Below are 25,975 nucleotides of genomic sequence, written 5' to 3'. Positions count from 1 at the left end.
CGAGGGCAACATGTACCCTCACGGCAATGTAGTTTGCGTCGCGCACTAATCGGTACAGTGGTCGCATGACCAGCAGGCAAGCGGCGGCGCACGCGACCGACGTCATTCCCGCGAACGCCATAGTCGACGCCCTCGTTCAGCTGTCCTTCCGGGTGCACCAGGTCCTCGGAAAGGTCGGCGCGGAGCGGGACCTATCCGTGGTGCAGATCCGGATGTTGGGTGTGCTGCGCGACCGCGAGCCGAGCATGCTTGCCCTGGCTGACCACCTCGGGCTGGACAAGTCGTCCACCACGGGGCTCGTCTCCCGCGCGGAGAAGCGCGACCTTGTCCAACGGGCCCGGGATCCTCGTGATGGGCGGTCCTTCACCGTCAGTCTCACCACCCGCGGCCGAGCCCTCGTCAATGCTTGCGCGCGCGACGTCGAGCGGGAGATCAACGGGCTCGTTGCCCCGCTGTCAGACCACGCCCGCCAGCAGTTCGTGGGTCACATTTCCGAGATTCTCACCCCTCGCGACGCCGACTGACTCGCTCGCTGCCTGCGGCGTCGGATATCCGCACGTAGACGCGCTCGGCAGCCAGCGCAGTCCACAAGGATCAGGCAAAACACCCATTTGACTTAGTGCGTGCCGCAAACTATCTTCGAAATTAGTTTGTGGCACGTACTGAATGGCGTGCCTGATCCGCTGCCGGCTCACATGCCGGACCCCAGATGGGAGACGCGTATGCACGCGGCCGTTGTCAGGTCCTTCGATGCTCCGCCTCGTTATGAGACATTCCCAACCCCCTCCCCGCGGGGCGAGCACGAGGTCCTCGTCGATGTCGTGGCCGCCGGACTGCACCCGCGTGTGCGGTCCGCAGCCGACGGCTCTCACTACACCTCCGACGGCTTGCTGCCCATGGTCCCGGGCATCGATGCCGTGGGCCGCACCAGCGATGGGGAGCTGCTGTACTTCGTCGTCTCGGACGACGCCGTGGGCACCATGGCCGAGCAGGCCGTCGTCGACCGGCGGCGCGCCATCACCCTGCCCGCCGACACCGATCCGCTCGCGGTCGCGGCGGCAATGAACCCCGGCATGTCGTCCTGGGTGGCCCTGCGCAGCAGGCTGAGCTTCCAGCCCGGCGCCAGCGTGCTCGTCCTGGGCGCCACCGGCAACGCCGGACGCCTTGCCGTGCAGATCGCCAAACTCGTGGGCGCCGAACGCGTCGTGGGAGCGGGCCGCTCACCCGAGCGCCTGCAGCTTCTCAAGAACCTCGGCGCCGACGCGGTTGTCTCCCTCAACGGCAGTGACGAGGAGATCGCGAACGTGCTCGGACGCGAAGCGGGCGACGTCGACATCGTCCTCGACTACCTGTGGGGCAGGCCCACCGAACAGGCCATCCCGGCGCTCCTCAAGGCACGCACCGACCGATCAAAGGCGCTGCACTGGGTCCAGATCGGTTCCATGGCCGGCCAGGACATCTCTCTCCCCTCCGCATTCCTCCGTGCAGGCAACCTCAACCTTCTCGGCAGCGGTCAGGGATCCATCGGCATCCACGCCATCCTGGCCGAACTGCCCACGCTCGCCCATGAAATCAGCACCGGCGCACTGACCGGCGAGTCGGTGGCCATTCCGCTGCAGCAAGTACACAAAGCCTGGGACATGCACATCTCGCCCAGCCAGCGCATAGTCCTGACCAACAACTGAGGGCGCACCTCCGTACGCACCACCCCCAAGAGCTGCAAGCTGCTTCACCCAAAGCCACGCAAACGCGGACAGCGCCCACCTCGCGGCCGGGTGCACGAGACACCACTCGTGCACCCAGCCGTCGTCATCCTCCGAGCCGGATAGACCCACATGGCCCACCGCAACGCACCCCTGACCGCAACCGGCCGCCTGCGCCTGGCGCAGTGCCTGGTCGATGATCAATGGCCGCTCCGTCGCGCGGCTGAACGATTCCAAGTATCACCCCCCACGGCGAAGCGGTGGGCCGACCGCTACCGCGAGCAGGGGCCTCCGGGATGACGGATCGCGCCAGCCGCCCACATCACAGTCCGAGTCGCACGCCGACCCGGACCGAGAGGCGCATCATCAAAGTCCGTGTACTGCGCCGCTGAGGCCCAGCCCGCATCGCCTACCTGCTCGGGCTCAACCCTTCCACCGTGCACCGCATACTCAGTCGCTACAGCATCGCCCGGCTGTCCCAAGAAGGCGCCGATGCTGCGCCAGCCCGGCAGGACCGGGAAGACACCCCCGCTGCATGAGGGCCGCGCCCCGCGGAGTCGACGGACAGGGCCGGGCCTGCTCGGTTCCGACCGGGGCATCCGCAGGGCCGGCAACGCCGCGCGCCAAGAGCCGCGCCCGGGATTCCGGGCGCGATGGCGCTGACGGACTTCGATCCTCCCGACGGTCAAGAACCGGACCGCTGCGACGAGGGCAGAAACGCGGCCCGGTCGAACGCGTGCGAGCCCGGGAGATCCGGGTGTGTGACTCGGGACTGGTCGTGTCAGGCGAAGCGTTTCCACGCGGACTGACGGCGCATCCCGAGGGCTGCGCCGATACGGTCCCAGGACATGCCGCGGCGGCGGACCTCGCCGACCCAGGAGCGCAGGTCGTCGTCGATTTGATGGCGGATGGCCTCGATGCGTGGTAGCTGGGCAAGAAGGGCATCGTCATCGACGCCTTCGAAGGCTTGGATGGTGCGCTTCGGCCCGGGCCCGGAAGCATTCGGTCACGGTACCTCGCATTGAGGTGCGGGGGCCGACGCAGACCCGGGTCAGACCACGTAGTCGAACCACTTGCAGGTGTCTTCATTGAACGTGGTGACGGTATAGATGGCGGAACCGACGCCGGAGAAACTGAGGTACGAGTGGTTCTGGTTCTGCATGAACTTGCCGTCAGCCGTCCAGAACTGTCCGCTTCGACCGTTGCCGCACGGTGCCACGTAGACGTCGTTCTTCGAAGCACCGGAGTCAGCCGTGAGGCAGCCACCGTTGGCGTTGCTCACGAGCCGTTTCATCGTGTGCCCGTCCCACTGGTTCGACTCCGTCCCCCAGTGCCAGAGCGGGCCGGCGCCGCAGTCGGTGTCCACCCACGCCCTGTTGCTTGCGGTCGACCCGAGGAGACACTTCTGGTTGTCGGCGTCGCTGAAGAACACCCAATCGGCTCCTGCCGCGGATGCAGGCGTCAGAGCGCCGGCGATGCTCAGCATGAAGGCGGCGGTTCCCATGGACAGAGCCAGCCTCCTCGAGGCGTTACGAAAAATCATGATCGACAGAGTCCATGGATCCCACGAACTACCTGTATGGACCCGCATCGTTGTTGACAGGTCGGCGGGAACCGCTTTCGTGGTGGGCGGGGATACGGTGTGGCACCCCTTCATTTCGCCTGCCAAGCTCCTGGGCCCTGGCCTTGGAGGGCGAATTCCTTGACGTGCGCGAAGGGCAAGGATGGGGTGTGGCCTTGGCGTGGCTACTGCAGCGATTGTCCAACATCCTGCTCATCCCCGGCACCTCGTCCGCCGCCCACCTGCAGCAGAACATCGCCGCAGCCCGCCTCATGCTGCCCACCGACGCTCTGGCCGAACTCGACGCTCTGACCGCCCTGTAGACCAAGGAGCGCCCCAGGCCGGGGCTGCCGCCTCCACCGGCCTGGGGCGCGCATGCAGCCCTTTCGGGCGCACGGTGTCGAGTGAGCGCCAGGTTGAGTGACTGGTCACTCTCTTATATGGTGGGGGTATGGCCAGACCACGCAGTGAGGAACGGCGCCAGGCGATCCTGTCAGCTGCCGCGCGCGTCATCGCCTCCCAGGGGATTGGCGCAGCGTCTACAGCGGTGATCGCGAAGGAGGCTGGTGTCTCCAACGGCTCACTGTTCACCTACTTCGACACCAAGACGCAGCTGCTCAACGAGTTGTTCATCGCGCTCAAGACCGAGATGGCCCAGGCGTCACTGGCTGGCCTTCCGCCCAGGGGTGAGCCACGCGAGCAGGTGCGTCACATGTGGGAGCACTGGGCGCGCTGGGCGACCGGCAATCCCAACAAGCGCCGGGTCCTGGCCCAGCTCCAGGTCGCCGACGAGATCACCGACGAGAGTCACCAGCAAGTGGGCCTGGTCTCGGTAGGGATCGCCGATCTGCTGGAGCGCGCCCGGGCCGGCGGGCCGGTGCGGGACGTGCCGCTCGGCTTCGTCCTCACCCTCGCCAACGCCCTGGCCGAGGCCGCGATCGACGAGATGATCCGGGATCCCGACCGGGCCGCGGCCAACGCCGAGACCGCGTTCGAAGCCCTGTGGCGCGTCCTGGCCGGAACAGGCATACCGGGCCGGACCTGACCCGCTCTCACAGCATCCTTCGACAAAGGACCTTCAGCCATGAACGCTCAGCCCCGCAAGGCATGGATCATCACCGGCCCCACCTCGGGCATCGGACAGCGCACCGCGCTTGACCTCGCCGCCCACGGCACCCTCGTGCTCGTCGGGCGCAGCCCGGCCAAGCTCAAGGAGGTCGAGGCCGAGATCAACGCCCGGCCCGGTGGCCACGCCGTCTCGGTCGTCTGCGACTTCGCCGACCTGGCGAGTGTGCGCCGCGCCGCGGAGGAAATCGCCGGGCTCGGTCTGCCGATCGCGGGCCTGCTCAACAACGCGGGCATCATGCCCACCGCCATAACTACCACCGCCCAGGGCTGGGACCTGGCCTTCACCACCAATCACCTCGGCCCGTTCGCCTTCACCGAGGCCCTGATCCCGCACCTGCCCGACGGTGCGAACGTCGTCTTCACCTGCTCGGCCGTCGAAGACCCCCAGCGCGGCCCCGCCGTCAAGGCCGGATTCCGCGGCGCCCGCTACCTCACCGCCAAAGACAGCCTGCACGGCCACTGGGAGCCCGGCGGCTCGGCCAAACCCAGCTACGACGCCTACGCCACCTCCAAGCAGGCCAACCTCGCCACCGTCCTCGCCTTCGCCCGAGAGACCCCCCGTCTGCGGTTCAACGCCGTCGAACCCGGCTTCAACCCGAGCACCGGCCTGGCCCGCGACGCCAACCCCGTCCTGAAACTGCTCGCCACCTACGTCATCGGCCCGCTCGCCCCGCTCATGCCCGGCGGTAGCACCCCCAAGCGCGCTGCCCGAATGATCACTGGCGTTCTCACCGACACCTCCAAGGACACGGGCGTCTACCACGACGAGAAGGGCCACCCCATGCGCGGCTCCGCCCAGGTCCAGGACCCCGCATTCCAGGACCGCATCGTCGCCGAGACCCGCGCCCTACTCAAGGACCTTTCCTACTGATTCCTTGAATGCGTGATGTCGTTATGGTGGCTGGCGTCGGAGCCCGGTGCCGGTGAGGCAGCCGTCGAGGACATCGGGACGGTACTGGAGCTGGCGTAATCCGCGCCGGACGGCAGTGATCAGGTCATCGGGGTCGGCGAAGGCGCGGTTGGCCGTGGTGGTGCGTCGCAGGACGGACCAGATGTTCTCGACCGGGTTGAGGTCGGGTGCGTAGGGCGGCAGTTGGAAGACGGTGAGCCAGTCGCGGTCGGCGATGTAGCGCCGCATGCCGGCGGTGAGGTGGGTGTTGAGGTTGTCCCAGACCAGCACGATCGGGCCGCCCAGCTGCTGGTGGGCGGTCTGGATCAAGTCGCGGTAGTCCTTCCAGGAGAAGCTTTTGCGCCCGTCGGGCCGGGCGTCCGGGCAGGGCCGGTAGATAAGCCGCGAGGGTTCACCGGTCTTGTAGCAGGCCAGAGCGGCCACGATAAGCGGCGACGGGAACGGCCCCGGACGCGGACCACCGGAGTGTGGCCGCGGCGGGACCAGGTGCGGGTGGTCGGCGGCGTCATCGAGAATCCGGCTTCGTCCTCGAAGACAAGCCAGGCGTCGAGCGCCGCCACGGTCCTTCCACCTGGGGCCAGGTCTCCTTCATCCAGCCGGCCACGGCCGCCTCGTCTCGCTCGATAGCACGACGAGCGGGAACCTGGCAGGTCCAGCCATGCCGTTTGAGCAGCGCGGCGACACCCTGGACGGTGTAGCTCTTGTGGAACCGGCGCCCGATCAGGGTCTTGATCCGCGACAGCGTCCAGGTCTGGTCCGGCCAGCCATGCGCGACCGGTCCCTTCAGCAGCTCTCGCTCGAGGACGGCGAAGAGTTCGTCGCTGAGCAACGGCAAGGACGCCGGCCCCTTCGAGGCCAGGGCTCTCGGCCCCTCCTGCGACCAGGCCCTGCGCCACCGTTGTACCGACCGGACACTGACCCGCAGGTCGTGAGCGATGACCGCGTTCTCGTCGCCCTGCTGGAAGCGCTCAGCCGCCTCCAGCCGCAACTTCTCGCGAAAGGCCCGCCGTTCGTCGGTCAGCCCGCCCCCTTGCGCATACCTCATGCACTTGGCGTACCGCAGGGATCATGACCCGTCAGCCCCACCGACACCACGCTTTGAAGGTCAGTAACTGCCGCTCCTCTGCGCCTGTCCTGTATCCCGACGCATCGTTCCGCCGGACAGGCGCCCGAAACCTGGATGGCTGGACCCTGTCCGACGAGGACGGCCACACCTACACCTTCCGCCACTACCGCCTCGACGGCCGCTCCACGGTCCGCGTCCACGTCGGTGTCGGCCGCGACACCTACCGCGACGTCTGCCAGGACCGCCGCAACTACGTCTGGGACAACCGCTCCGACACCGCCACCCTCCGCAACGACCACGGCCGGTTCATCGACGACGCCTCCTGGGGCCGCCATCACCGCGGCGGCTACAACAGCAACTACCACGACCGCCGCCTCTGACCCCCGTCCATCCGTGACCATTGGGCCGGTCACCAACACAAGCACCGAACGGCGGTGCGTGGCGGCCCATCACGGCCGCCACGCACCGTGGACTCCGCCCTGCCGCAGGGCTCTTCCCGAGGCGGATGGCGACGGGACGCCACCCGAAGACCGCGACTTCCTGACCCGTACGGGCACCACCCCCGGAACCCGTCCGGTCCTGGACCCACCCACGGTCCCCTCCACTTCGCTATGTCAGGTGGTGATGAGGGCGCCCGCGGTGAGTGGTGTCGCTCCAGTTGTATCCCTGTCGGATGACTCCTCTGGCACCGTACCGATGCGATCCGTAGTACCGTGTGCATCGGTAGTATCGAAAGCTACCGATAGGAGTGCAACATGCCCGCAGCAGGAGAGGTGGAACGTGCACCCAATGTTGCGCAGCCGGTGTGGGAGGCTGCCGGAGCACGGGCTCAGTCAGAGGGCCTGACCCTCACATGGATCATGCGTCGCGCTCTTACCGAGTACGCCGCCGGAACATTGCCTCTACCACGCGTCACCCCCGATTCCGGCGCGGGGAATCGTCGTGGTCGAAGTGTCTTCGCGACTAACGATTTGTGGTCTCGTGTCGACGAGCGACGCACACAGGATGCGGTCCGCTCCATGTCCGCTCTCTGCGAGATTCTGCTGGATGCGTACGCCCGCGGCGACATTCATGCCTACGCCCGCATGATCACTACCGCTCAGCGTGACGCCCTGACCGCACAGCCCCCATCTGACAGCAACGGAGCCGACGGCGTGACAGCCGAACCTCTAGTTGCCTGATCTCATGGCCTTGAAGGAGCATGCACAGTGACCGCTTCCACCGTGGGCATGCAGGGACCAATTCCCCGCATGCCCGAACGCACACCTAAGGCACTGCGGGCCGCTATCGCACAGCACACGCCCAAGCTCCTTCCTGACTTCGACAATAACTGGCGTGAGAAGATCGCCGACACTTACGACCTGGCCCCCGTGCCGGCCTTCATGGCCCGCTGGTGGGCAGAGTTCGCCCTTGCCCGGGACCCGCAACTCGAGAACAGAGTCCACAGCCTGGAGGACGAGGCTTCCCAAGCCACGGATAGCGCCCGAGCTAAGAGCCTCGTAGAGCAAGCGGGACGACTGCGCCGCGAAGCCAGTGGGGTGGAACCCGGCCAGTGACAGACGGATTTATGGGACCGCCCTGGCAGGCAGACTGGACGAAGGAAGCCGAAGACAACAGAAACGCCCTCCCAGCATCGGCGCGCACCCTGGTTGACGCTGCTCGGGCTGAGTTGGTCATAGCCAAAGACCCGTACTTCCGGGGCCTCGATGTAGCTGCAGATCTTCCCGCTGGCATGAGCGTCGAACCCGTCCAGTCCACGCGCCCCAGCGGCGCTCACGTCCTGTACTTCGATCATGGACGGGGATGGCTACGGTATGTTTTCACTCCTCGCACGACCGACCCGCAAATCGTCATCGACGAGTGCATCTGGCTGTAGATCCGAAAGTATTGCCGGTAGTTTGTTATCTATGTCCTGCCACGGAACACCTGTCCGGCCCCGGAACCGTATGCGGCGATCAGTTGCCGTCGAGGGCAGACGAGCGGACGAGTTGCTCTACCATCCTTTGGTAGTAGCTGTTCCAGTACCGTTGGCCCGCGGCGCTGCCGCGCACGCTGTGCTCGATGACTCTTTGCGCCGCCGAGTTGCGGGATGGGCTGTTGCAGTCTGGGGCCGACGACCAGGTCACGGCGTTGGAGTAGCACCTCGATGCGGACGAAGGTACCCAAGATTATTGTCTCTTGGCGGTCATGCGCAGTGGTCGACGGCGTCGGGCTGCAGCCTCAGCTCTTGGACTTGATAGCAGTCTGAGTAGAGGGTGGCGATGATCTCGCCGCAGGTGCATGCGAGGTTGGGCCCCCACTCACCGTCCATGCCACAGCAGTAGCCGCGGCGCATCACGATGTCGGGGTGTGCCTCCAGGCCGAGACTGTCGCTGGGGTTGAGCACGATGGTGCCATGGGGGCCGGCTTCGACCAGGAAGCCGGACAACTCGACCAGTACGTAGGGCGGTCCGGAGGGGTCGGGATCGATGGCAAAGGTTCCCGGGGGCATCCGGACGATAGGGAGTGCTGAATGCCCGCCCGCGTCCGGGGGCGATGCCTCCGGTCGGTACCACCCTTCATCCACGTCTTCGGCCGGCAGGGGCCGCTCAGCGACCGTCCGCGTTACCGCACGGTGGCAGCTACGGCACTGGAATGCGGTCATCAGGGAGCTCTTTTCCTCGTTCACCGTCGGCGAAGGTACCGCCGGTCGGCGGGGTCCAAAGGCCGAGTCTGCCCGGCGGACGCCTTGGCTGTCGCCGGATTTCGACCTGTGACCTCAGCAGGTCGGTCACGAGGGGCCGTGGATCTTGGCCGAACCGTTCTGGTCCTCGGCCTGCCGTCTGCCGGCGTTCGGGGTCGACCGCCCGAGCCCGCCCCTGTTGGTGTGCGGTGTTCGTGTCCGCGGTCGAGGGTGACGCTGATGAGGGAGGCCCGTCAGTCAGTGACCTTGTGATGAACGGCCTGCTGTCCGGTCGCGTCACCAAGCTGCTGTGCGACCTTGGCAGCGATCAGATCCGCCAGTCCGGACGATTCGGCGCCTTCGACGGAGACGTACCAGGTACCCGCGAGTTCCCAAGAGACGCTGGCGACGGCCTTGCCAGCGCGAAAGGTCAACACATCCGTGTCGTCCACGATCTTGCATTGCAGCGACTTTGGCACAAGGTGATGGGAGAGGTTCCCAGCGGGCAAGGCGACCCAGTCGCTTCCGCTCTGTGTGCTGATCGTGTACTCGGGCATGGCTGCATCCTGCCAATTTGGCGTTGCTGACGACCCACCCTGACCGGGAAACGATTCAACAGCGAGAGCGACGCGGATGAAGATCTCTACCAACGGCTCCGCCGGAACCTGTCGAGGGTCTGCGCTGGCGCGGCGGCCGAGTCGACACCCTCTGCGACCGGAACCTATGGTCAGGGCTCGCCCGGCAGGGACTACTCCGGCGACAGCTGTCGTTCTCGGCGGGAGCGTGTCGGTCTTCTCGACGTCGGCGCTTCAGGGTGATGGTGGGGGGTGGGGGAGAGGACGGTTCTCGCGAGGAATCCGCCTCTTGGAGGGCTGTTTGCCGCGAATCGAGGACCCGGAGCTGCGGGTCGCCGGGGCGAGTCCGGCATAGGCGGAGAGGTGGTCGGCGGTTGGGAGGGCGCTGCCGTCACCGACCTCGGTGAGGGTACGGCTCCGGTCCTGACGCCGATTCCCGGCATCGAGATCAGGACCTTGGAAAGAGGGTGGGCCTAGGCGCGCGCGAATACGACCCCACAGCATCGGTAGCTGACCACCGGCCAAGGCACGTGGAGCGCCCGTTGCGTGGAGACACGCACGGGCACGCGGCGGGCGGGTCGGGGAAACGGACTGGTCGCAAGGCCAGTAACGCGCCCCGGCCCGACCCAGCCGCAAACGGGCGGTGTCGCGTCCCGCGACGTGCGGCGGGGTTCTCACCCTCGTCGCCCTGATCACCACGGCTCTGACGACTCCGCTGCTGCGCGCCATCGGCTTCGCCCCCGCCGATGGCCGCTCCGCGCTACTGAGCACCGCCCGGCAGGACGACGCCCACCTGCCCGCGTCGGCGCCCGAACCGCCGGGCGCAGTGCCGACGCCGTCAGGCACGCCCGGGGCGCCGCAAGACGGTGGTCACGAGGCCGGCGATCACCGGGCCGACGGCTGCTGAGGGTCCGCTGGGGACGGACGCTCCAGCTCCCCGGCCGCGCGGTGCCGACCGGGGTGCTGCCCACCAGCGGAGACGAGGCGGAAGAACTCCAGCGTCCACGCGCGCTGCTCCTCGGTGTCCGGCACCCTCGTCCCCCTGGCTCGTTCCATGGCCGTCCAGGCGGCCTCCGGCGCGATGTCCAAGAGGATCATCAGGGAGACCGCGATCAGGGAGGACCGTCCGATGGCGCAGCGGCAGTGCGCCACGACATGGGCGCCGGCCCGCAGCTCCGCGGCGAGCTCCCGCAGCGCCGGCAGCACGACGGGGATTGACGGGACCGTGAAGTCGGGGATGGGCAGGGCGACGAACCGCAGCCCGGCGGCCACGGCGAGGCGGGGCTCGTCGGTGAGCCCGAGTTCGGCGCGCTCAGCGTCGGGGAGGGCGCAGACGAGGATGTCGGCGCCGGCGCCGCGCAGGGCCGCCATGTCGGCGGCCAGGAGCCCGTGACCGCGGGGCCGGACCATGGTGCTCAGGCGCCCCGGTCCCCGCGGACCGGCGACAGTGAACAGGACGGGGGCGGACGACTCGGTCATCGGGCGGACGAGCCTGGCGGGAGCCAGCGGTAGCAGTCGCCACACTCGTCGGCGAGCCAGCCGTTGAGGCTGCCCAGGCCCCGCTCGTTGATCTGCCCGTCGTGGATGCCGTAGGCCCGTTCCGGCTGGACGGCGCGGACGAAGTCGATGGCCTCGTCCGTCTTCATCCATGACCCCTGCAGGGGAACCAGCAGGGTCTCCACCGGTCGGTCGGGAGGGTACAGGGAGTCCCCGGGGTGGTAGACGCGGTCCTCGACGAGGTAGCCGAGATTGGCGCAGTCCGGGAGGTCGCCGTAGATGCGCGCGTGCCGCCCGCCCTGGGCGGTCACCCGGAAGCTTGCCGCGGTGAACTCCTCGCCGGGGACGACGCCGGTGAAGTCCAGGCCCGGGATCCGCGCCGACTTGGGGGCGTAGACGGGCACGCCCAGCCCCTTCAGCCGCAACAGGTCGACGTGATCGTTGTGCTCGTGGGTCACCAGGACCGCGTCCGCGCCGGCGAGTGCCTCGGTCTCGCTCCAGACGCCGGGATCGATGACCAGCGTGCCACCGCCGTCGTGCTCCAACCGGACACAGGAATGGGTGTACTTGGTAATCCGCACCCGCGTGAGCATAGTCCGGAGGCTTTGCGAATTCCTTCGGCGAATGGCTGGAAAATGTCGGCCGGACGCATCCGGGGGTGTTCCTGGGTGAGCAGCGACGACCAGACGTCCCGTGCGTTCCGTGGAGTCGATTCTCGTCAACTTCCCTGTGGACACCAGGAGTTCACCTTGTGGTCAGAAGTGCTCGCTGTTAGCGTCGGAGCATGGACATAACAAACTCGAATGTCGAGGAGCTCGCCGACCTGGCCGAGCTGGAGTTCTCTCCGATCGCCCCGGAGGATGCCGCTGACCTGGACGACCGTGTGTACCTGCTCGGTGTCCGCCCGGAGTTCGTGAGCCGGTAAAGTCCGCTCGTCAACCCGCCCCCCGCCTGTGCCGGGGGCCTGTTGTCACCAGAGGTTCACCACCGGAAACGGTGCCGGGCCTCGGCCCTTGGGGATGGGGATTCAGCGCGTGGTCATGGATCGTCTGCCGGTCGTCTTTTCTACTGATTCAGTGCTGTGGCTGCCGGTCGACGCCGCTGACGACACCATTCATGAGGCGATCGTCACGCTCGATCCCGACCGTCGTCTCGGGAGTGCGAAGCGCCCCGTCTTCCTGACAGCATGGCTTCCCTGCCTGAAGGGAAGCTGTCTGTCGTTTCTCGGTCTGAGCCCTGCCAGTTACCAGTGGCTGGTAGGGCTCGCCGGTGACGGCTTTGCCGCGGCACGCCGGGCCGAACTGACCGCCGCGCTGGCCGTCGCGGACCCCGGTGCCGCGTTGCCGGACCACCCGCTCGAGCAAGTAACCGCCTTGGTGCGGGCGTTGACCAGGGCCGAGACCGGTCCGGCCCAGTTCGGGCTCGGGCGACAGCCGCTGTGGTGCGGCCCTGACGGAGGCAGTGGACTCGCCTGCTCCTGCGATCCGTCGACCGGCCGGCCCGGCGTGACGGGCTCCTTTCTTGCCGGGGGATCAGGAGCCCAGCTGCTGACAGCGGGCGGCGCGGATCTCGCCGAACTGATCGACACGCAGCCCTGGGGCCCGCAGGTACGGGAGGCGGTCCAGGCCGCCGAGGCCGAACTCGACTGGCCGGCGAGGGTGGAGTTCCTCGTCGAGGAGGGCAGGTCCCACATCGTCACAAGCACCCGAGCATCCCTGCGCGGTGCCGCTCTCCTGCACGCTGTGGCCACCCGGTACGAACGCGGCCGGCTGACCCCCGCGCAGGCGGTGTCGCTGGTGGAGCCGCTGGACGTCGAACAAGCGCGTTCTGGGGTGGCGCAATCCCTCGATCTGCCCGTGGCGGCGCGCGGCCTCGGCGTGTCGCCCGGCATCGCCTCCGGCACCGTCGTTTTCAGCGCGACCGACGCCGTTGCCGCGCAGGCGAACGGCGGGCAGCCGGTGCTGGTCCTCACCGAGTCGAGGCCGGAGGATCTTCCGGGTCTGCTGGCCGCGACGGCCGTCGTCACCGAGCGGGGCGGACAGACGTCGCACGCCGCGGTCGTGGCGCGCGGACTGGGACTGCCGGCCGTCGCCGCCCTCGTCGACGGTGTCCTGGACGCCGACGCCAAGGTCCTGCGCACCAGGCACGGCGACACCGTCCGCGCCGGCGACCTGGTCACGGTGGACGGCCACGCCGGAGTGATCCACCTCGGCGGCCGCACGGGGCCCACCGCCGAAGGGCAGGTCGCTCCGGAGCTGCCCGGCTGGCTGGACGAGGCGCTGTCGGGGCTGCCCGGCATCGCCGTGCGGGTGAACGCCGACACCGGCGCGGACGCCGCCGCCGGGCGGGCACTGGGCGCCGACGGCGTGGGACTGTGCCGGCTCGAGCACATGTTCCTCGGCGAGCGCCATCAGATGCTCCAACGGGTCCTGATGGCCCGGCCCGGTCCCGACATGTCGGAGGACCTCGCCACCGTGCACGCCCTCCTGCGGGCGGAGATCACGGACATACTTGCCGCGATGGACGGACGGCCTGTCACGATCCGTCTGCTCGACCCCCCGCGCCACGAGTTCCTCCCCGACCTGACCGAACTCTCCCTGACCACGGCGGCGACGGGCGCCCCCGCCGACCGGGACCGCCTCGACATAACCCGCCGCCTGCACGAGCACAACCCCATGCTGGGAGTGCGCGGCGTGCGGATGGGAGTCCTGCTCCCGGCGCTGACGGCCGTACAGATCAAGGCGCTGGTGGAAGCGACCCTCGCGTTGCGCCGCGCCGGCCGGGACCCGCGGCCCGAACTCCTGGTCCCCATGGTCAGCGCGCCGGCGGAACTGGACTTCGTCCGGGGCATGCTCGACGACGTCTGCGCCCACCTGGGAACCTCCCGGGCCCAGGCGGGCATCTCGCTGGGCGCCATGATCGAGACCCCGCGGGCCGCGCTGCTGGCCGGGTCGATCGCCCGCCGTGCGGACTCCCTGTCTCTGGGCACCAACGACCTCACCGCACTTGTCTGGGGCCTGTCCCGCGACGACGCCGAACAGCACCTGCTGCCCGCCTACCAGGACGTGGGCCTCCTCGCCGAATCCCCCTTCGCCCGGCTGGACGTCGAGGCGGTCGGGACCCTGGCACGCCAGGTCGCTGCCGAGGCACGGGCCGTACGCCCCGACATCACGCTCGGCGTCTGCGGCGAGCAGGCGGCCGATGCGGCGGCCGTGCGGTTCTTCGCCGAGGCGGGCTTCGACCACGTCTCGTGCGCGCCGCCACGGATCCCGCTGGCCAGACTCGCCGCCGCGCGGGCCGCCGTCGCACAAGGAGCGACGGACGTTCATCCGACGGGGGCGGGGCGTTGAGCGAGCCGGCGATCGTCGTGGAACGGCTCGGCCGTATCTTCATCGACCGCGGCCGCGAACTCGTGGCCCTGCGGGACGTCAGCTTCCAGGTCGGGGCTGGCGAGATCGTGGGCCTGCTGGGCAGCAACGGCGCGGGCAAGACCACCCTCACCAAGATCCTCGCCACCCTGCTGCTGCCCACGGCCGGTGCCGCCCGGATCTTCGGCCACGACGTCACCCGCGATCTGCGCGAGGTGCGCCGTATGACCGGCGTCGTGCTGGGCGGCGACCGTGGCCTCTACGCCAAGCTGAACGGCCGCGACAACCTGCGGTTCTTCGCCATGCTCGCCGGCGTGGGCCGGCGCGGCCTGAGCGCGAAGCTGGACGCCGCGCTGGAGGAGGTCGGCCTGGTCGGCGCGGCAGACCGCGCGGTGGAGACGTACTCCAAGGGCATGCGCCAGCGCCTCCACATCGCCATCGGCATGATCGCCGAGCCGCGCGTCCTGCTGCTCGACGAACCGACCGTGGGCCTCGACCCGGTCGAGGCCGAACGGCTGCGCGGCACCGTCGCCCGCCTGCGCGACACCGGAGTCTCGGTCCTGCTCACGAGCCACTATCTGCTCGACATCGAACGCCTCGCCAGCCGGGTGATCATCCTCGCGGACGGCACATTGGCGGCGGACCTACCAGTCGAGGAGTTCGCCCGGCAGGCCGGCTACACCGCCACGGTGACCGTGCGCGGCACCGGCAGCCCGCCCGACGGCGGCGCCCTGTCGTCCCCCGACATCGCCGTCGGCGGCGTCGAGGTGGCCGACGAGTCGTGGACCCTCCGGCTGCACGTCCGCGACTGGAGTGTCGGCTCGTTCGGCCTGCTGGAGCAGGCGTTGGTGCACGTCAGCGTGCTGGACGTGCGCATCGACCCGGTGCGGCTGGAGGACGTCTACTCGCACGTGGCCGCGCGCCTGGCCGACGGCCGCCAGGTCGGTGGAGTGAAGTGAGGGGCGCCGCGTGGATGTTCCTGACCGCGTTCCGCATGGAGCAGCGGGCCATGCAACGCAATCCGCTGCTGCTGGTCAACTCCGGGATGCTGCCCGCCGTGTTCCTGGTCATCGCGGTGGAGACCGGCCGCCCCGGCTCCGACGGCGCGGCCGAACTCATCGTGGCCGTGATGCTGACCGCGCTGTGGGGCTCCACGGTGTGGATGAGCGGAGGAGTCCTGCGCCGCGAGCGCACCTTCGGCACCCTGGCCCGCTGTGTCTCCGGAGTCTGGTCGCCCTACCTGGTGCTGCTGGGCAAGAGCCTGGGCGCCACCGTCACCAGCGTCGGCGCGATCCTCGTCAGCACCGGCGTCACCGCGGCGGCGCTGGAGCTGCCGCTGAGCGTGTCGCACCCGGCGTGGGCCGTCGTGTCGCTCGTGGTGCTGGTGTGCTCGGGCACCGCTCTGGGGGCGCTGGTGTCCTGCCTCTTCCTGGTGACCCGCAACGGGCTGGTGTGGTCCCACGCGCTGATGTACCCGGTCTTCGCCCTGGGCGGACTGCTCATCCCCACGGACGCGCTGCCCGAGTGGCTGCGCTGGGCGCCCGAACTGCTCAGCCTGCACTGGATCAAGGACTGTCTGGTCGATGCGAGCACCGGGGGCGTCACGCTCGCCCCGCTGGGCGTCGCGATGCTGTTGACCCTCGCCTACTTCTCCGCCGCGGGCTTCGCCTACCGCCGGTCCGTCGAGAGGTCCCGGAAGGAGGGGACGCTTGACCTCGCATGACATCGCCCCCTCGCACGCCGCAGCCCCGGCCCGCGCCTCCCTGGCCTGGCGGTCGGCCGAGGCGGCCCGCATGGGCTGGCTGGAGTACCGGGTGCTCCAGACGCCCGCCGGTCTGCTCGGCGCGACCCTGCCGCGCGGGGTCCTGCAGATCTTGTTCTTCACGACGCTCGCGGGCGTCCTCGCGGGTCCCGGACATCGCGAGTACGCCTTCGCCGGATCGTTGGTGCTGGCGCTGAGCAGCACCAACGTCAACGGCGTGGTCGCCGTGCCCGTCCTGGACAAGCAGTACGCCACCTTCGCGCGGGTCCGCACCGGCGCGCTGTCGCCCACCGTCACCCAGATCGCCCGGGTGCTGCCCTACCCCGTCATGGGCTGGGTCCTCCTGGTCGTCCAGGGCGCAATCGCGGCGCCCCTGCTCGGCATGACGGACTTCGCCCTGCGACTGCTGCCCTGGGCGTGGGTGTACGCGCTGATCGCGTTCACGCTCAGCGTGCTGGGGCTCGCCGGGGCGACGATGACGGTCGGCAAACGGGCCGACGTGGTGGCCCCGAACGTCCTGTCCTACCTGGTCATGCTGTGCAGCGGCGCGATCGTCCCGCCCGGCCGGGTGGGATGGGTGGACGCGATCGGCCAGGTGCTGCCGGCGCGGCACGGCCTGGACGCCGTCCGCGCGGGGATGGAGGGCAGGCCGTGGCTCGGCGACCTGGGCCTGGAGGTCGCCGCCGGTCTCGGGTTCACCGTCCTCGCCGCGCTGTCGATCCTCCTCCAGGCCCGGCGCGCGAGCAGATACGGCCACGACGACTTCGAGTGACTGATGCTGCCCAGACCCGAGGGGAAACCGATGAGCATCATCCGCCTGCCCCTGGCCGTGCGGACCGAAGCGGACCACGCGGCGTCCGCTTCACCGCCCGGCAAGGCTCTGCGTGTCGCCCTGATCAACATGCCTTGGGCGCGCATCCATGCGCCCTCCATCCAGTGCGGACTGTTGCAGTCGATCACCCGCGAGGCCGGGCACGAGTGCGACAGCCACTACCTCAACATCGAGTTCGCCTCCTTCTTCGGCAGCAAGGCCTACGACACCATCGCCAACGTCGCCTCGGAACGGCTGCACCTGATGGGGGAGTGGCTCTTTTCCTACGCCGCGTTCGGCGAAGTGACCCCGGACGACGACTACTTCGCCGAATATCCGGAAGTGAAGTCCATCTGGGACGAGCTCACCGGAAAAGGCCTCGAGGACCTCGTGGAGATGCGCCGCAAGACGCTGCCGGACTGGATCGCCGCATGCGCGGCCAAACCGGTGTGGGGAGAGTACGACGTCATCGGGTTCACCTCCACGTTCATGCAGAACACGGCGTCCCTCGCACTGGGGAGGAAGATCAAGGAATTCCACCCCGGTGTGACCCTGGTCTACGGAGGCGCCAACTTCGACGGGGAGATGGGCGCCGAGTACGCGAGGAAGCTGCCCTGGCTCGACTACGTGGTGGCCGGCGAGGGCGACATCGTGTTCCCCGCCCTGCTGAAGAACATCGCCGACGGCACGGACACCCCGATTACCGGCGTCCTGCGGCATGCCACCACGCACGCGCCGCAGGCCGCCGACGCGCAGCGTCCGCAGGCCCTCGACGACCTTCCCACCCCGGACTATCGGGACTACTTCGCCTGGCTGGAGCGCTTCGACCGCGCCCGGCTGCTCGGCCGGGCGCCCGTACGACTGCCGGTCGAGTTCTCCCGGGGATGCTGGTGGGGCCAGAAACACCACTGCACCTTCTGCGGTCTCAACGCGCTCGGCATGGCGTACCGCTCCAAGTCCGGCGAGCGCGCGTTCACCGAGCTCAGCGCGCTGCTGCGCGACTACCCGGTGGTGCATGTCGACACCGTCGACAACATCCTGGACATGGGGTACTTCTCGTCGCTCTGCACGCTGCTGGCCCGAGAGCACTGGGACGTGAACCTCTTCTTCGAGGTGAAGGCCAATCTCACCCGGGAGCAGCTTGCGACCCTGAAAAGCGTCGGGATCCTCCGCATCCAGCCCGGCATCGAGAGCCTCAGCACCCATGTGCTGCAACTGATGCGCAAGGGCGCGAGCAAGCTGATCAACATCCGGCTCCTGAAATGGGCCGGTTACTACGGGATCGACGTGGCCTGGAACATCCTGGCGGGATTCCCGGGGGAGACCGAGGAAGACTACGCCGAGCAGCTGCGCCTGCTCCCGCTTCTGCACCATCTGCAGCCGCCCGGGGGCTGCGGAAGGATCTGGCTGGAACGCTTCAGCCCCTATTTCACCGACCCGTCCTTCCCCATCGACAAGGTCCGGCCCCGGGCCAGCTACGGCCATGTCTACCCGGCCTCGTTGGACCCCGAGAAGATCGCGTACTTCTTCGACTACGAGGCGTCCGGCACCGTGTCCCACGAGACGGTCACCGCGTTAAACGCCGCCGTCTCCACATGGCAGACCCGCTTCGCCGAGTCGAAGCCCAGCCTCGTCTACCAGCGGCTGCCCGGGAAGCTGACGCTGATCGACCGCAGGACCGACCAGCCCAAGCGGGCCGTCCTCGCGGGCTGGAAGGCGGAAGCCTACGAAGCCTGCGGAGACGCGCCCCGTTCAGCGGCGGCGATCGCCCGCCTGCTGGCGGCACATGACGTGTCAGTCTCCGAGGACGAGGTGACGGCCTTCCTCGAACAGTGCTGTCGCGCCGACGTGATGGTGTCGGACGACAGCAAGTACCTCGGGCTCGCACTGCCGGAGAACCCCGGCTGGTAGCCGTCGTGGCCCCGTGCCAAGGAGGGATGAGCGCATGACAGCAGTTGCATCGGCCCAAGACCGAGTGCGCCTAGGCAGGAGCATCGTGTCCCGCCTGGCCGCGTCGACACACGCGGACGCCGCGTTCCTCGCCGGCAGTTCGGCAGTCGGGCTGGGCAGCGCCACCAGCGACATCGACGTCTATCTGGTCGGCGCCCCGGCGGGAGAGAAACGGCAGCAGATGTTCGCCGACGACATCCGTGTCGACGTACAGCATCTCTCCCTGGACACCCTGGAGTCGCTCGTCGACCGAGTCCTTGGCACGGGACTGCACTCGGACCCGGCGGGGGAGACGCTGTCGGACCGTGAGATCGCGCTGACCGTCCGGCTGCGCACCGGTGACATCGTGACCGACTCGGGCACGCTGGCCGCGCTGCGTAAACGACTCGACGAGCATCCTCTGCGGCTCTCCCGACTGGTCATGAACAACTGGATGCTCGCCGCGTTCTTCGCGGCCGAGGACTGCCTCGGACTGCGCCAGTCGGACGACCCGTCCGACCTGGACGCGGCCGCGCTCGCCGGTCGGCGCGCCCTCGTGTGCGCGGGGAAGGCGCTGGCCGCGGCAGGCGGGGACCTCTACTTCGGCGAGAAATGGGTGTGGCGGCAGCTCGCCCGCAGCGGCCCCGACGGGTTCCCTTTCCCGGAGTTCCAACGGCTCTTGCGGGACGACCCCCTGGCCGTCGACCCCTATGCAGGCCTGACCGCGCTGACGTCGTTCGCCCAGACCTGCCTGATCGCCACGGCCACCCTCGGCTGGCAGGGCGTCGACGTCTCCCGCTGGCCCGCCTGGCCCGCGGGGAGCGGTCCGCTGCGCAGGTCCCCAGCGTTTCTCCCGCGCGCCTACGACGACATGGTGACGCTGGTCCAGCCCGCTGGCCGGCACTTCCGCCTGCCGCCCGACGCGGCGCTGGTCTGGGGCCTGAGCGACGGGCGTTCTGCGCAGACCGTCACCGAGCACTCGCTGCGACTGTCGAAGGAGGCGCCCGCGTTCGCCGGACTGACCGACGAGCGGTGCCGGCGCATCACGACCGAGTTGCGGGAAGCGGGTCTGCTCACCGAGACGGGCGGACATTGGGGAGCGATGTGAAGTTCCGTCAGAAGCGCAGCACCACCCTCGACCTCGCACTCGCCCTGCAGCGCGAGCTGATCGGCCGCACCGGCTCCTGGGAGCCCAACTTCCTGCCCCGGCCGGTCACCCCGGAGACGGACCCGTTCCTTGACGGACTGCGGTCATGGGCGCGGACCGTCGGCTCCGGCCTGCCCGCGTTCCTGGCCGCCGCCCGCCAACCGGAGGACCTCATAGCCCTCGTCGACGACGACCGCCTTCGTCCCGGAACGGAACTCGTCACCACCGCGCTGACCGCCGCGGCGCCGACCCTCGCCGAGGCGCTCCACCGGTTCGAGGACGTCCGCAAGCAGGCGACTGCGGAGATCAACGACTTCCTCCCGCCCGAGCGTTACCTGGCTCCCCTCTGCGCGGCGCTGGGCACCAACGAGACTGAGCGGACGCTGGACCTCCACCTCGTGCCGCTCGCGCCCGCCCCGCCAGCCACGGGCTTCCTGGTCGACGCGGGCAAAGCCACGGGCGTCTACGTTGACTGCCGCCGCTTCCGTGGATCGACGCTCGCGGACGCCGTCCTGACCATGCTGGGCTGGGCGCAGCTGAAATCCGGGGCCGTCCCCGACTGCCACCTGTCCACCGAGTTGGTCCGCCGCATGCCCGGTAGCTCTCCATACCAGCGCCGGCTGCGGGTTCTCCTCACCAAGATCCTCGTGGAAATGACCGCCGGCCATTTGGTACGGGCGGTGGACTTTGCCCACCGTCCCTGTGCCGACGTACTCGGCACCAAGTGGCGCTACGCGCGCCTGTACTCCGTAGCCGAACGGCACTGGCCCCGATACCTCGACGGCGACGTCGACCGCGCCGAAGCCCTGACCCTGATGGCCGAGAACCTCGCCGCACACAGCCCGCGCTGGTTCGTCGACTCCGTCGACCCCTCCTCGCTCGCCGCCGACTTCTACCTGCTGGAATGGCTGACCGCGGCGGGCGACCGCACGGCCAGAGCACGACTGTTCCGCTGGCTGCCCCATCTGTGCGCTGAACTGGCGGGGCATCTGGACAACGTGATCGGCAACGAGCTCGGACACTACGAACGAGCCAGAACGCACCACCATCCGCAGGAACTGGCGGACTTCATCACGGAGATCAACCAGGGCGACAGCCGTGTCACATGGCAACGGCTGCGCCGCGAGATGGGCCACGGTCGGGCGCTGCAGCTCGCCACGGAGGCATTCGCCGGTCCGGGCGTCGAGTTCGGCGGAGAAGCGTGGGCACCGGTGGCCGCCATGGTCCGGCGCTACGTCCGGCACGAGCTGCCCGACCGGGTCTTCGTCGACCAGTGCTTCACCCTGGAGCACAACAACGGCTCGCTCTTCGACAAGTACCACGACACAACGACCATGCGTGAGGTGCTGGACGCCCAAGCGGCGACCGATCTCGACACCCTGCTGACCCACGCCTCGGCCGAAGTAGGGGAACTGTGGCAGGCACAGCGCCTCGACTCGGCGGAGGGCCATCCGATGTGGCTCGGGTCGCGCCCGGCCGCGCCGGCTGAGGTCCGTACCGACCCATCGGGATGGAGCGCAACCGGCCTGTACGCAAACGCACCGGGCACGGTCGGATGCGGCGACCGCAGCGACCGGGGCGTGTTCGCCCCCCTGAGTGACCCGCTGCGCGACTCCCCAGTACGGATTCGCCAGACGCCTGCCCGCCGTCCCTTCTCCTCCTCCTTGAGGACCTACCGATCCCTTGCCGCGGTCCTGCGCACCGAGCTCGGCGACATCCACCTCGAACTGCGCCCCGACGAAGCCCCCTACACCGCGGACAACTTCGTGGGCCTGGCTACCGGAAGCCGCACCTGGACCGACCCCCTGACCGGGGCCACCGGAGAGGGCGGTTTCTACAACGGCACGGTCTTCCACCGCCGTGTGCCGGGCTTTGTCGTCCAGGGCGGCGATCGGCTGGGCACTGGGCAAGGCAGCGCCGGATACCGGATACCCGACGAAATCCATCCGGACCGTTCATTTGAGCGGCCGTTCCAACTGGCCATGGCGAATCTGGGCCGGGACAGCACCGGCTCCCAGTTCTTCATCACCCTTGCTCCGGCGCCCCATCTGAACGGGCAGTACACGATCTTCGGAGAGGTGGCGGACGACCGGTCGAAGGACGCGGTCGGCGCCATCGCCTCGTCGCCGACGGCTGTCCAGCTCGACCGCGTGACGATCTTGGCCACCTGAAAGCGTCTCTTGTGCCAAGCGGCTCTCCGATGCCCCGATCCGAGCACGTCCCGAACGCTTACGTGACGCGTTAGACCAGGTCAGCATCGATACCGCCAGTCGCCCGGGAACCTTCCCCTTGATCGTGGACACCTGGAGACTGGGACATGAGGTTCCAGAGGAAGTAGTGCCAGGTGGGAAGTAAGAGCAACCGCAGCAGGCAGTACACGGAGGAGGTCAAACGGGACGCGGTCGCGCTCGTGCACTCGTCCGGGAAGACCGTGACCGAGGTGGCCCGCCGGCCCGGGGTCTGCGCCGAGGGACTGCGGAACTGGGTCAAGCAGGATGCGACCGACCGCGGGCAGGGGGCGCCGGGAGAACTGACGACGGCCGAGCGCGAAGAGCTGCGCCGGCTGCGGAGGGTGGCCGCCGAGCAGGCGGAGACAATCGAGGTACTGCGAAAAGCGGCGGTCTTCTTCGCGAAGGAGAGCGATCGGTGAGCGAGGTGTACGCGTTCATCGAGGCGGAGAAGACCACCCACGATGTTGCTCTGTCGTGCCGACTGTTGAAGGTGGTCCGCTCCTCCTTCTACGCGTGGCTGGCCGGCGGGCGAAGCAGGCCGCCGACGACGCCCTGGCCCACGAGATCACCGTGCTGCATCGCGCCTCCCGCGGTGCCTATGGGGTGCCGCGGATCCATGCCGGGCTGCGGCGGCTCGGACACCGGATCAACCGCAAGCGCATAGAGCGCGTCATGCGTGAACGCGGCATCAGCGGCGTCACACGGCGCAAGCGCCGCAGCCTGACCCGCCCGGCGAAAAGGGCGGTGCCCGCCCCGGACCTGCTCGGCCGCGACTTCACCGCGAGTGCGCCGGGGATGAAGGTGGTCGGCGACATCACCTACATCCCCACCGACGAGGGCCGGCTGTATCTGGCGACCTGGCTGGACCTCGCCACCCGCGAGATCGTCGGCTACTCGATGGCCGACCACCACCGCGCATCCCTGATTGTGGATGCGCTGAGGATGGCCGCCGGACGCAGTCGGCTCCAGCCCGGATGCATCGCCCACTCGGACCGCGGCAGTGAATACACCTCCGACGAACTCCGCCGTGAGATAAGCCGGCTTAGGCTCCGGCAGAGCATGGGGCGCACCGGCTTGTGCTTCGACAACGCCGCCGCCGAGTCGTTCTTCGCACTGTTGAAGGAGGAGATCGGAACCCGCCGCTGGCCCGACCGGGCCAGTGCCCGCGCGGAGATCTTCGCCTTCATCGAGACCTTCTATAACCGCAAGCGTCTGCGCAGGCATCCGGTCTGGGGTTACCTCACCCTGCTGGAGACCCGACAGCGACACGAGCAAGGACGCGCCCTCGCAGCGTAAGCATCGAGTGTCCAAGATCACGGGGAAGCTTCACTTGGCCGTACCACCGAGACCCGACAGTATGACAGCGGCAGCCCGTCGGGCTCCTACACGTCCATCAAGTACAACTACGACCAGAAGAGCCGTCTCAAAGAGGTCGTCGACAATGACGGCAACACCTGGTCCTACGGCTACGACCTGATGGGCCGCAACACCTCCTCCAGTGACCCGGACACCGGCACGACCAACACCGTCTACAACGACGTCGATCAGGTCGCCTCGACCACCACCGCCGTCGGCACCAAAGACGCGAAGACCCTCAGTTACACCTACGACGTCCTTGGCCGAAAGACCGGCCTGTACGACGGCACCGTCCAGGACGCCGACCACCAGCTCGCCAGGTGGACCTATGACTCCCTGATGAAGGGGAAGCCGACCTCAGCGATCCGCTACGTCGGCGGATCCGGCACCGCCGGCAAGTCGTACATCAGCCAGATCGGCTCCTACGACGCCCTGTACCGGCCGACCGCTACCCGGGTCACCATCCCCTCGGTCACCGGTGAGAAGCTGTTTCACATCCTCTTTTCGCAGGTCGCAGCGTGTGAAGGGTGGTAGTGATCCCACTTGCCGTTCGGTTGGGCGTCGATGGTCGCCGCTCCGAACGGCAGCAGCAGCGCGCTGGTCTTCATGCGGCTGCGAGGGTGACCGTCGGTGCCTCGGTCTGGCGGCGGGGACGGGCCAGGCGCCGGGTCATGAGAGTGGTGAATGCCCATTGGATGTGGGCCTTCGGCGTGGGACATCAGACGTTCGTAGTCTCTCGCGTTGCGCCGGGCCCGCATGGTCCACGAGTTGCTCCGTTCCACCACCCACCGCTTCGGCAGCAGAACGAAGCCCTTGGCGTCCTTGGGGCGGGGAACGACCTTGATCGTGATGCCCAGGGTGTCCCGGGCCCAGGTGCTGAACTCCTCGCCCCCGTAGCCGTTGTCCGCCCAGACCAGGACGATTTCGGGGTGCTCGGCGTGGAGGCGGGTGAGCAGGATGCGGGCCGCGTCGCGGTCCTGAACGTCGGCGGGGGTGACGAGCAGGTCGACGAGCAGGCCGTCCTGGTCAACCAGGAGATGCCGCTTCCGCCCATTTATATGCTTGTTCGCGTCGTATCCGCGCGTCGCGTTCGACACCGTCTCCGCGCCTTTGACGGACTGGGAGTCCACGATCACCCGGACCGGCCAGGGACAGCGTCGACGGCGCAGCCGCTGCCGTCGGCGGAGCTGGTCGAGGATCCGCTTGAGAGCGCCGGCCTTCGCCCAGCGAGCGAAGTACCCGAACACGGTGCGCCAGGGGATGCCGAAGTCGGCAGGCAGCGCCCTCCACTTCGCCCCGTTGTCGGTGATGTAGCGGATCGCGTCGACCACACGGCGCCGGGGCCACTTCTCCGGGGCGCCGCCCTTGGGGGTCTGGCATGCGGGAACGGGGAGAAGGGGCTCCAGCAGGAACCATTCCACGTCACTGGTGTCGGAGGGGTAGCGGTAGTTCGGCAGCATCACGAGGGTGGGGCCGCGATCTGAGGGTCAGGAGCCAACTGCGGTGCGGTCGCGGCCTGTTGCCTGCCTTCCTGCTCTGGTTCACTCCAGGTTGGCCAGCAGCTGAAGGGTGGACTCGATCGCGCCCATCTGCGCCATGACGGTGCGGATATAGGGGTCGTCGGGGGTCTTGGTCTGGTGCGGTAGGAGGATCCCGGCGATGAAGTTGGCGACGCGGTGGTGCACGGTGCCGAAGAAAGCCCGCTCGTAGCCGATCCACACCTCCGGCGCGTCGTCCAGCAGCCGATATCCCCACTTCCTGTCCCAGGTCACGGGCGGCAGACCACGCGCGGCGGCGACCTGGCGCAGGTGCGCGAGCCCGGTGTGGATCTGCGCGCGGGTGCGTTCGGTGGCGGCCATCAGCTGGGTGACGGTCAGTCCGGCGGGGCGGGCCTCCTGCAGGGCGCTGTGCTCCATGCGCTGGAGCTGCGGGGCAGCCTCCTCGTGAACGAACTGGGCCTGCTGACGGAAACGGTCGAACTGGGCTTCGTTGACCGCGTGCCGGGCCGTGTCATCGGCCATGGCCTTGTCGGCGACTGCCGGACGGCGCAGGAAGTCGGTGGTCACCACGGCCGCGACCGCGTCGTCGGTGGCCAGGTCGTGGATCGCTTCGACCTTCTCCTGGACGCTCTCCGGGGAGTCGACCTTCGCGCGCCGCCTGTGCCAGGCCCGTTTGCGGCAGCCGGGAGAGCAGTACACTGCCGAGGCAGGACGTTCGACCCCGACCGTCCACGACGCCCCGCACTCCGGACACCTGGATGTCACACCAG

The 25,975-nt window shown here is 68.6% G+C and carries 24 protein-coding genes and 4 pseudogenes; 19 read left to right on the top strand and 9 right to left on the bottom strand.

The annotated features are described in order from the left end of the window. The first annotated feature begins 65 nt into the window (after positions 1-65). From OG776_RS03985 to OG776_RS03975, 3 genes and pseudogenes are all read left to right on the top strand, one after another. On the top strand, positions 66-524 hold the full coding sequence (locus tag OG776_RS03985) for a MarR family winged helix-turn-helix transcriptional regulator (RefSeq protein WP_329318925.1): 459 nt from the start codon (positions 66-68) through the stop codon (positions 522-524). Positions 525-896: 372 nt separating this feature from the next. Then, entirely contained in the window at positions 897-1,685 is a 789-nt protein-coding gene (locus OG776_RS03980) for a zinc-binding alcohol dehydrogenase family protein (protein WP_329323644.1), read from the top strand. Between the two features lie 150 nt (positions 1,686-1,835). Beyond that, positions 1,836-2,179, top strand: a pseudogene (locus OG776_RS03975) (helix-turn-helix domain-containing protein); the annotation flags it as partial. A gap of 575 nt (positions 2,180-2,754) precedes the next feature. Here OG776_RS03975 and OG776_RS03970 read toward each other — a convergent pair. After that, entirely contained in the window at positions 2,755-3,207 is a 453-nt protein-coding gene (locus OG776_RS03970) for a hypothetical protein (protein WP_329318922.1), read from the bottom strand. Between the two features lie 227 nt (positions 3,208-3,434). Here OG776_RS03970 and OG776_RS03965 point away from each other — a divergent pair. The 3 genes and pseudogenes from OG776_RS03965 to OG776_RS03955 all read left to right on the top strand — a co-directional run. Next, positions 3,435-3,587: pseudogene (locus tag OG776_RS03965) on the top strand (aldo/keto reductase); the annotation flags it as partial. A 128-nt stretch (positions 3,588-3,715) separates the two neighbouring features. Continuing rightward, positions 3,716-4,309 (top strand): TetR/AcrR family transcriptional regulator, encoded by a 594-nt coding sequence (locus OG776_RS03960; RefSeq protein ID WP_148012895.1) that lies wholly within the window; start codon positions 3,716-3,718, stop codon positions 4,307-4,309. A gap of 39 nt (positions 4,310-4,348) precedes the next feature. Beyond that, a complete protein-coding gene (locus OG776_RS03955; RefSeq protein ID WP_148012896.1) occupies positions 4,349-5,263 on the top strand; it encodes an SDR family NAD(P)-dependent oxidoreductase in 915 nt (304 codons plus the stop codon). 21 nt (positions 5,264-5,284) lie between these two features. On the opposite strand, the pseudogene OG776_RS42345 reads toward OG776_RS03955, so the two are convergent. Beyond that, positions 5,285-6,347 (bottom strand): annotated as a pseudogene (locus tag OG776_RS42345) (IS630 family transposase). Between the two features lie 23 nt (positions 6,348-6,370). On the opposite strand from OG776_RS42345, the gene OG776_RS03940 reads away from it, so the two are divergent. Together OG776_RS03940 and OG776_RS03935 are read left to right on the top strand one after the other, a co-directional pair. Continuing rightward, on the top strand, positions 6,371-6,748 hold the full coding sequence (locus OG776_RS03940) for a lamin tail domain-containing protein (RefSeq protein WP_329318918.1): 378 nt from the start codon (positions 6,371-6,373) through the stop codon (positions 6,746-6,748). A gap of 828 nt (positions 6,749-7,576) precedes the next feature. After that, the gene (locus tag OG776_RS03935; RefSeq protein ID WP_410093285.1) at positions 7,577-7,924 is read left to right on the top strand and encodes a DUF6247 family protein; all 348 of its coding nucleotides are present in this window, start codon (positions 7,577-7,579) and stop codon (positions 7,922-7,924) included. A gap of 629 nt (positions 7,925-8,553) precedes the next feature. On the opposite strand, the gene OG776_RS03930 is transcribed toward OG776_RS03935, so the two are convergent. The 5 genes and pseudogenes from OG776_RS03930 to OG776_RS03910 form a co-directional block, all read right to left on the bottom strand. Beyond that, positions 8,554-9,036 carry a hypothetical protein gene (locus OG776_RS03930; RefSeq protein WP_329326329.1) on the bottom strand — a complete coding sequence of 161 codons (483 nt, stop codon included), beginning with the start codon at positions 9,034-9,036 and terminating at the stop codon, positions 8,554-8,556. Positions 9,037-9,284: 248 nt separating this feature from the next. Further along, positions 9,285-9,587, bottom strand: a complete 303-nt coding sequence (locus OG776_RS03925; protein WP_148012900.1) for a hypothetical protein — start codon at positions 9,585-9,587, stop codon at positions 9,285-9,287. A gap of 306 nt (positions 9,588-9,893) precedes the next feature. After that, positions 9,894-10,078 (bottom strand): annotated as a pseudogene (locus OG776_RS03920) (IS110 family transposase); the annotation flags it as partial. Positions 10,079-10,490: 412 nt separating this feature from the next. After that, the gene (locus OG776_RS03915; protein ID WP_261994915.1) at positions 10,491-11,084 is read right to left on the bottom strand and encodes a phosphatase domain-containing putative toxin; all 594 of its coding nucleotides are present in this window, start codon (positions 11,082-11,084) and stop codon (positions 10,491-10,493) included. Next, positions 11,081-11,695, bottom strand: coding sequence for an MBL fold metallo-hydrolase (locus tag OG776_RS03910; RefSeq protein ID WP_148012901.1), 615 nt, complete (start codon positions 11,693-11,695; stop codon positions 11,081-11,083). Before OG776_RS03910 ends, OG776_RS03915 begins: the two co-directional genes overlap by 4 nt. Before the next feature lie 191 nt (positions 11,696-11,886). Here OG776_RS03910 and OG776_RS03905 point away from each other — a divergent pair, with 191 nt between their 5' ends. The 11 genes from OG776_RS03905 to OG776_RS03855 all read left to right on the top strand — a co-directional run bounded on the left by OG776_RS03905 (position 11,887) and on the right by OG776_RS03855 (position 24,240). Beyond that, entirely contained in the window at positions 11,887-12,027 is a 141-nt protein-coding gene (locus OG776_RS03905; RefSeq protein ID WP_187285936.1) for a hypothetical protein, read from the top strand. A gap of 115 nt (positions 12,028-12,142) precedes the next feature. Next, positions 12,143-14,452, top strand: a complete 2,310-nt coding sequence (locus OG776_RS03900) for a putative PEP-binding protein (protein WP_329318911.1) — start codon at positions 12,143-12,145, stop codon at positions 14,450-14,452. Further along, on the top strand, positions 14,449-15,429 hold the full coding sequence (locus tag OG776_RS03895) for an ABC transporter ATP-binding protein (protein ID WP_261994916.1): 981 nt from the start codon (positions 14,449-14,451) through the stop codon (positions 15,427-15,429). The genes OG776_RS03900 and OG776_RS03895 overlap by 4 nt, the downstream gene beginning before the upstream one ends. Before the next feature lie 14 nt (positions 15,430-15,443). Continuing rightward, positions 15,444-16,193 carry an ABC transporter permease gene (locus OG776_RS03890; RefSeq protein ID WP_329318908.1) on the top strand — a complete coding sequence of 250 codons (750 nt, stop codon included), beginning with the start codon at positions 15,444-15,446 and terminating at the stop codon, positions 16,191-16,193. Then, positions 16,180-17,004, top strand: coding sequence for an ABC transporter permease (locus OG776_RS03885; RefSeq protein WP_329318906.1), 825 nt, complete (start codon positions 16,180-16,182; stop codon positions 17,002-17,004). Before OG776_RS03890 ends, OG776_RS03885 begins: the two co-directional genes overlap by 14 nt. Positions 17,005-17,034: 30 nt before the next feature. Beyond that, positions 17,035-18,954 carry a RiPP maturation radical SAM C-methyltransferase gene (locus tag OG776_RS03880; RefSeq protein WP_329318904.1) on the top strand — a complete coding sequence of 640 codons (1,920 nt, stop codon included), beginning with the start codon at positions 17,035-17,037 and terminating at the stop codon, positions 18,952-18,954. A gap of 34 nt (positions 18,955-18,988) precedes the next feature. Then, on the top strand, positions 18,989-20,080 hold the full coding sequence (locus OG776_RS03875) for a hypothetical protein (protein WP_329318903.1): 1,092 nt from the start codon (positions 18,989-18,991) through the stop codon (positions 20,078-20,080). Further along, entirely contained in the window at positions 20,077-22,290 is a 2,214-nt protein-coding gene (locus OG776_RS42340) for a peptidylprolyl isomerase (RefSeq protein WP_443077191.1), read from the top strand. The genes OG776_RS03875 and OG776_RS42340 overlap by 4 nt, the downstream gene beginning before the upstream one ends. 173 nt (positions 22,291-22,463) lie before the next feature. Then, positions 22,464-22,769: a transposase gene (locus tag OG776_RS03865; RefSeq protein WP_329318901.1), complete on the top strand. Its 306-nt coding sequence runs from the start codon at positions 22,464-22,466 to the stop codon at positions 22,767-22,769. Between the two features lie 94 nt (positions 22,770-22,863). Further along, complete coding sequence (locus OG776_RS03860) at positions 22,864-23,646, top strand: IS3 family transposase (protein WP_329318899.1); 783 nt, start codon at positions 22,864-22,866, stop codon at positions 23,644-23,646. Between the two features lie 180 nt (positions 23,647-23,826). After that, on the top strand, positions 23,827-24,240 hold the full coding sequence (locus tag OG776_RS03855; RefSeq protein WP_443077190.1) for a hypothetical protein: 414 nt from the start codon (positions 23,827-23,829) through the stop codon (positions 24,238-24,240). Here OG776_RS03855 and OG776_RS03850 read toward each other — a convergent pair. Both OG776_RS03850 and OG776_RS03845 read right to left on the bottom strand, forming a co-directional pair. Continuing rightward, the gene (locus tag OG776_RS03850; RefSeq protein ID WP_329318897.1) at positions 24,198-25,166 is read right to left on the bottom strand and encodes an IS5 family transposase; all 969 of its coding nucleotides are present in this window, start codon (positions 25,164-25,166) and stop codon (positions 24,198-24,200) included. The genes OG776_RS03855 and OG776_RS03850 overlap by 43 nt on opposite strands. A gap of 81 nt (positions 25,167-25,247) precedes the next feature. Then, a complete protein-coding gene (locus tag OG776_RS03845) occupies positions 25,248-25,904 on the bottom strand; it encodes a DUF6192 family protein (protein WP_329318895.1) in 657 nt (218 codons plus the stop codon). Between the last annotated feature and the right edge of the window lie 71 nt (positions 25,905-25,975).

The sequence above is a fragment of the Streptomyces sp. NBC_01689 genome (assembly GCF_036250675.1).
GTDB lineage: Bacteria > Actinomycetota > Actinomycetes > Streptomycetales > Streptomycetaceae > Streptomyces.
This window is presented reverse-complemented; position numbering and strand designations above follow the sequence as displayed.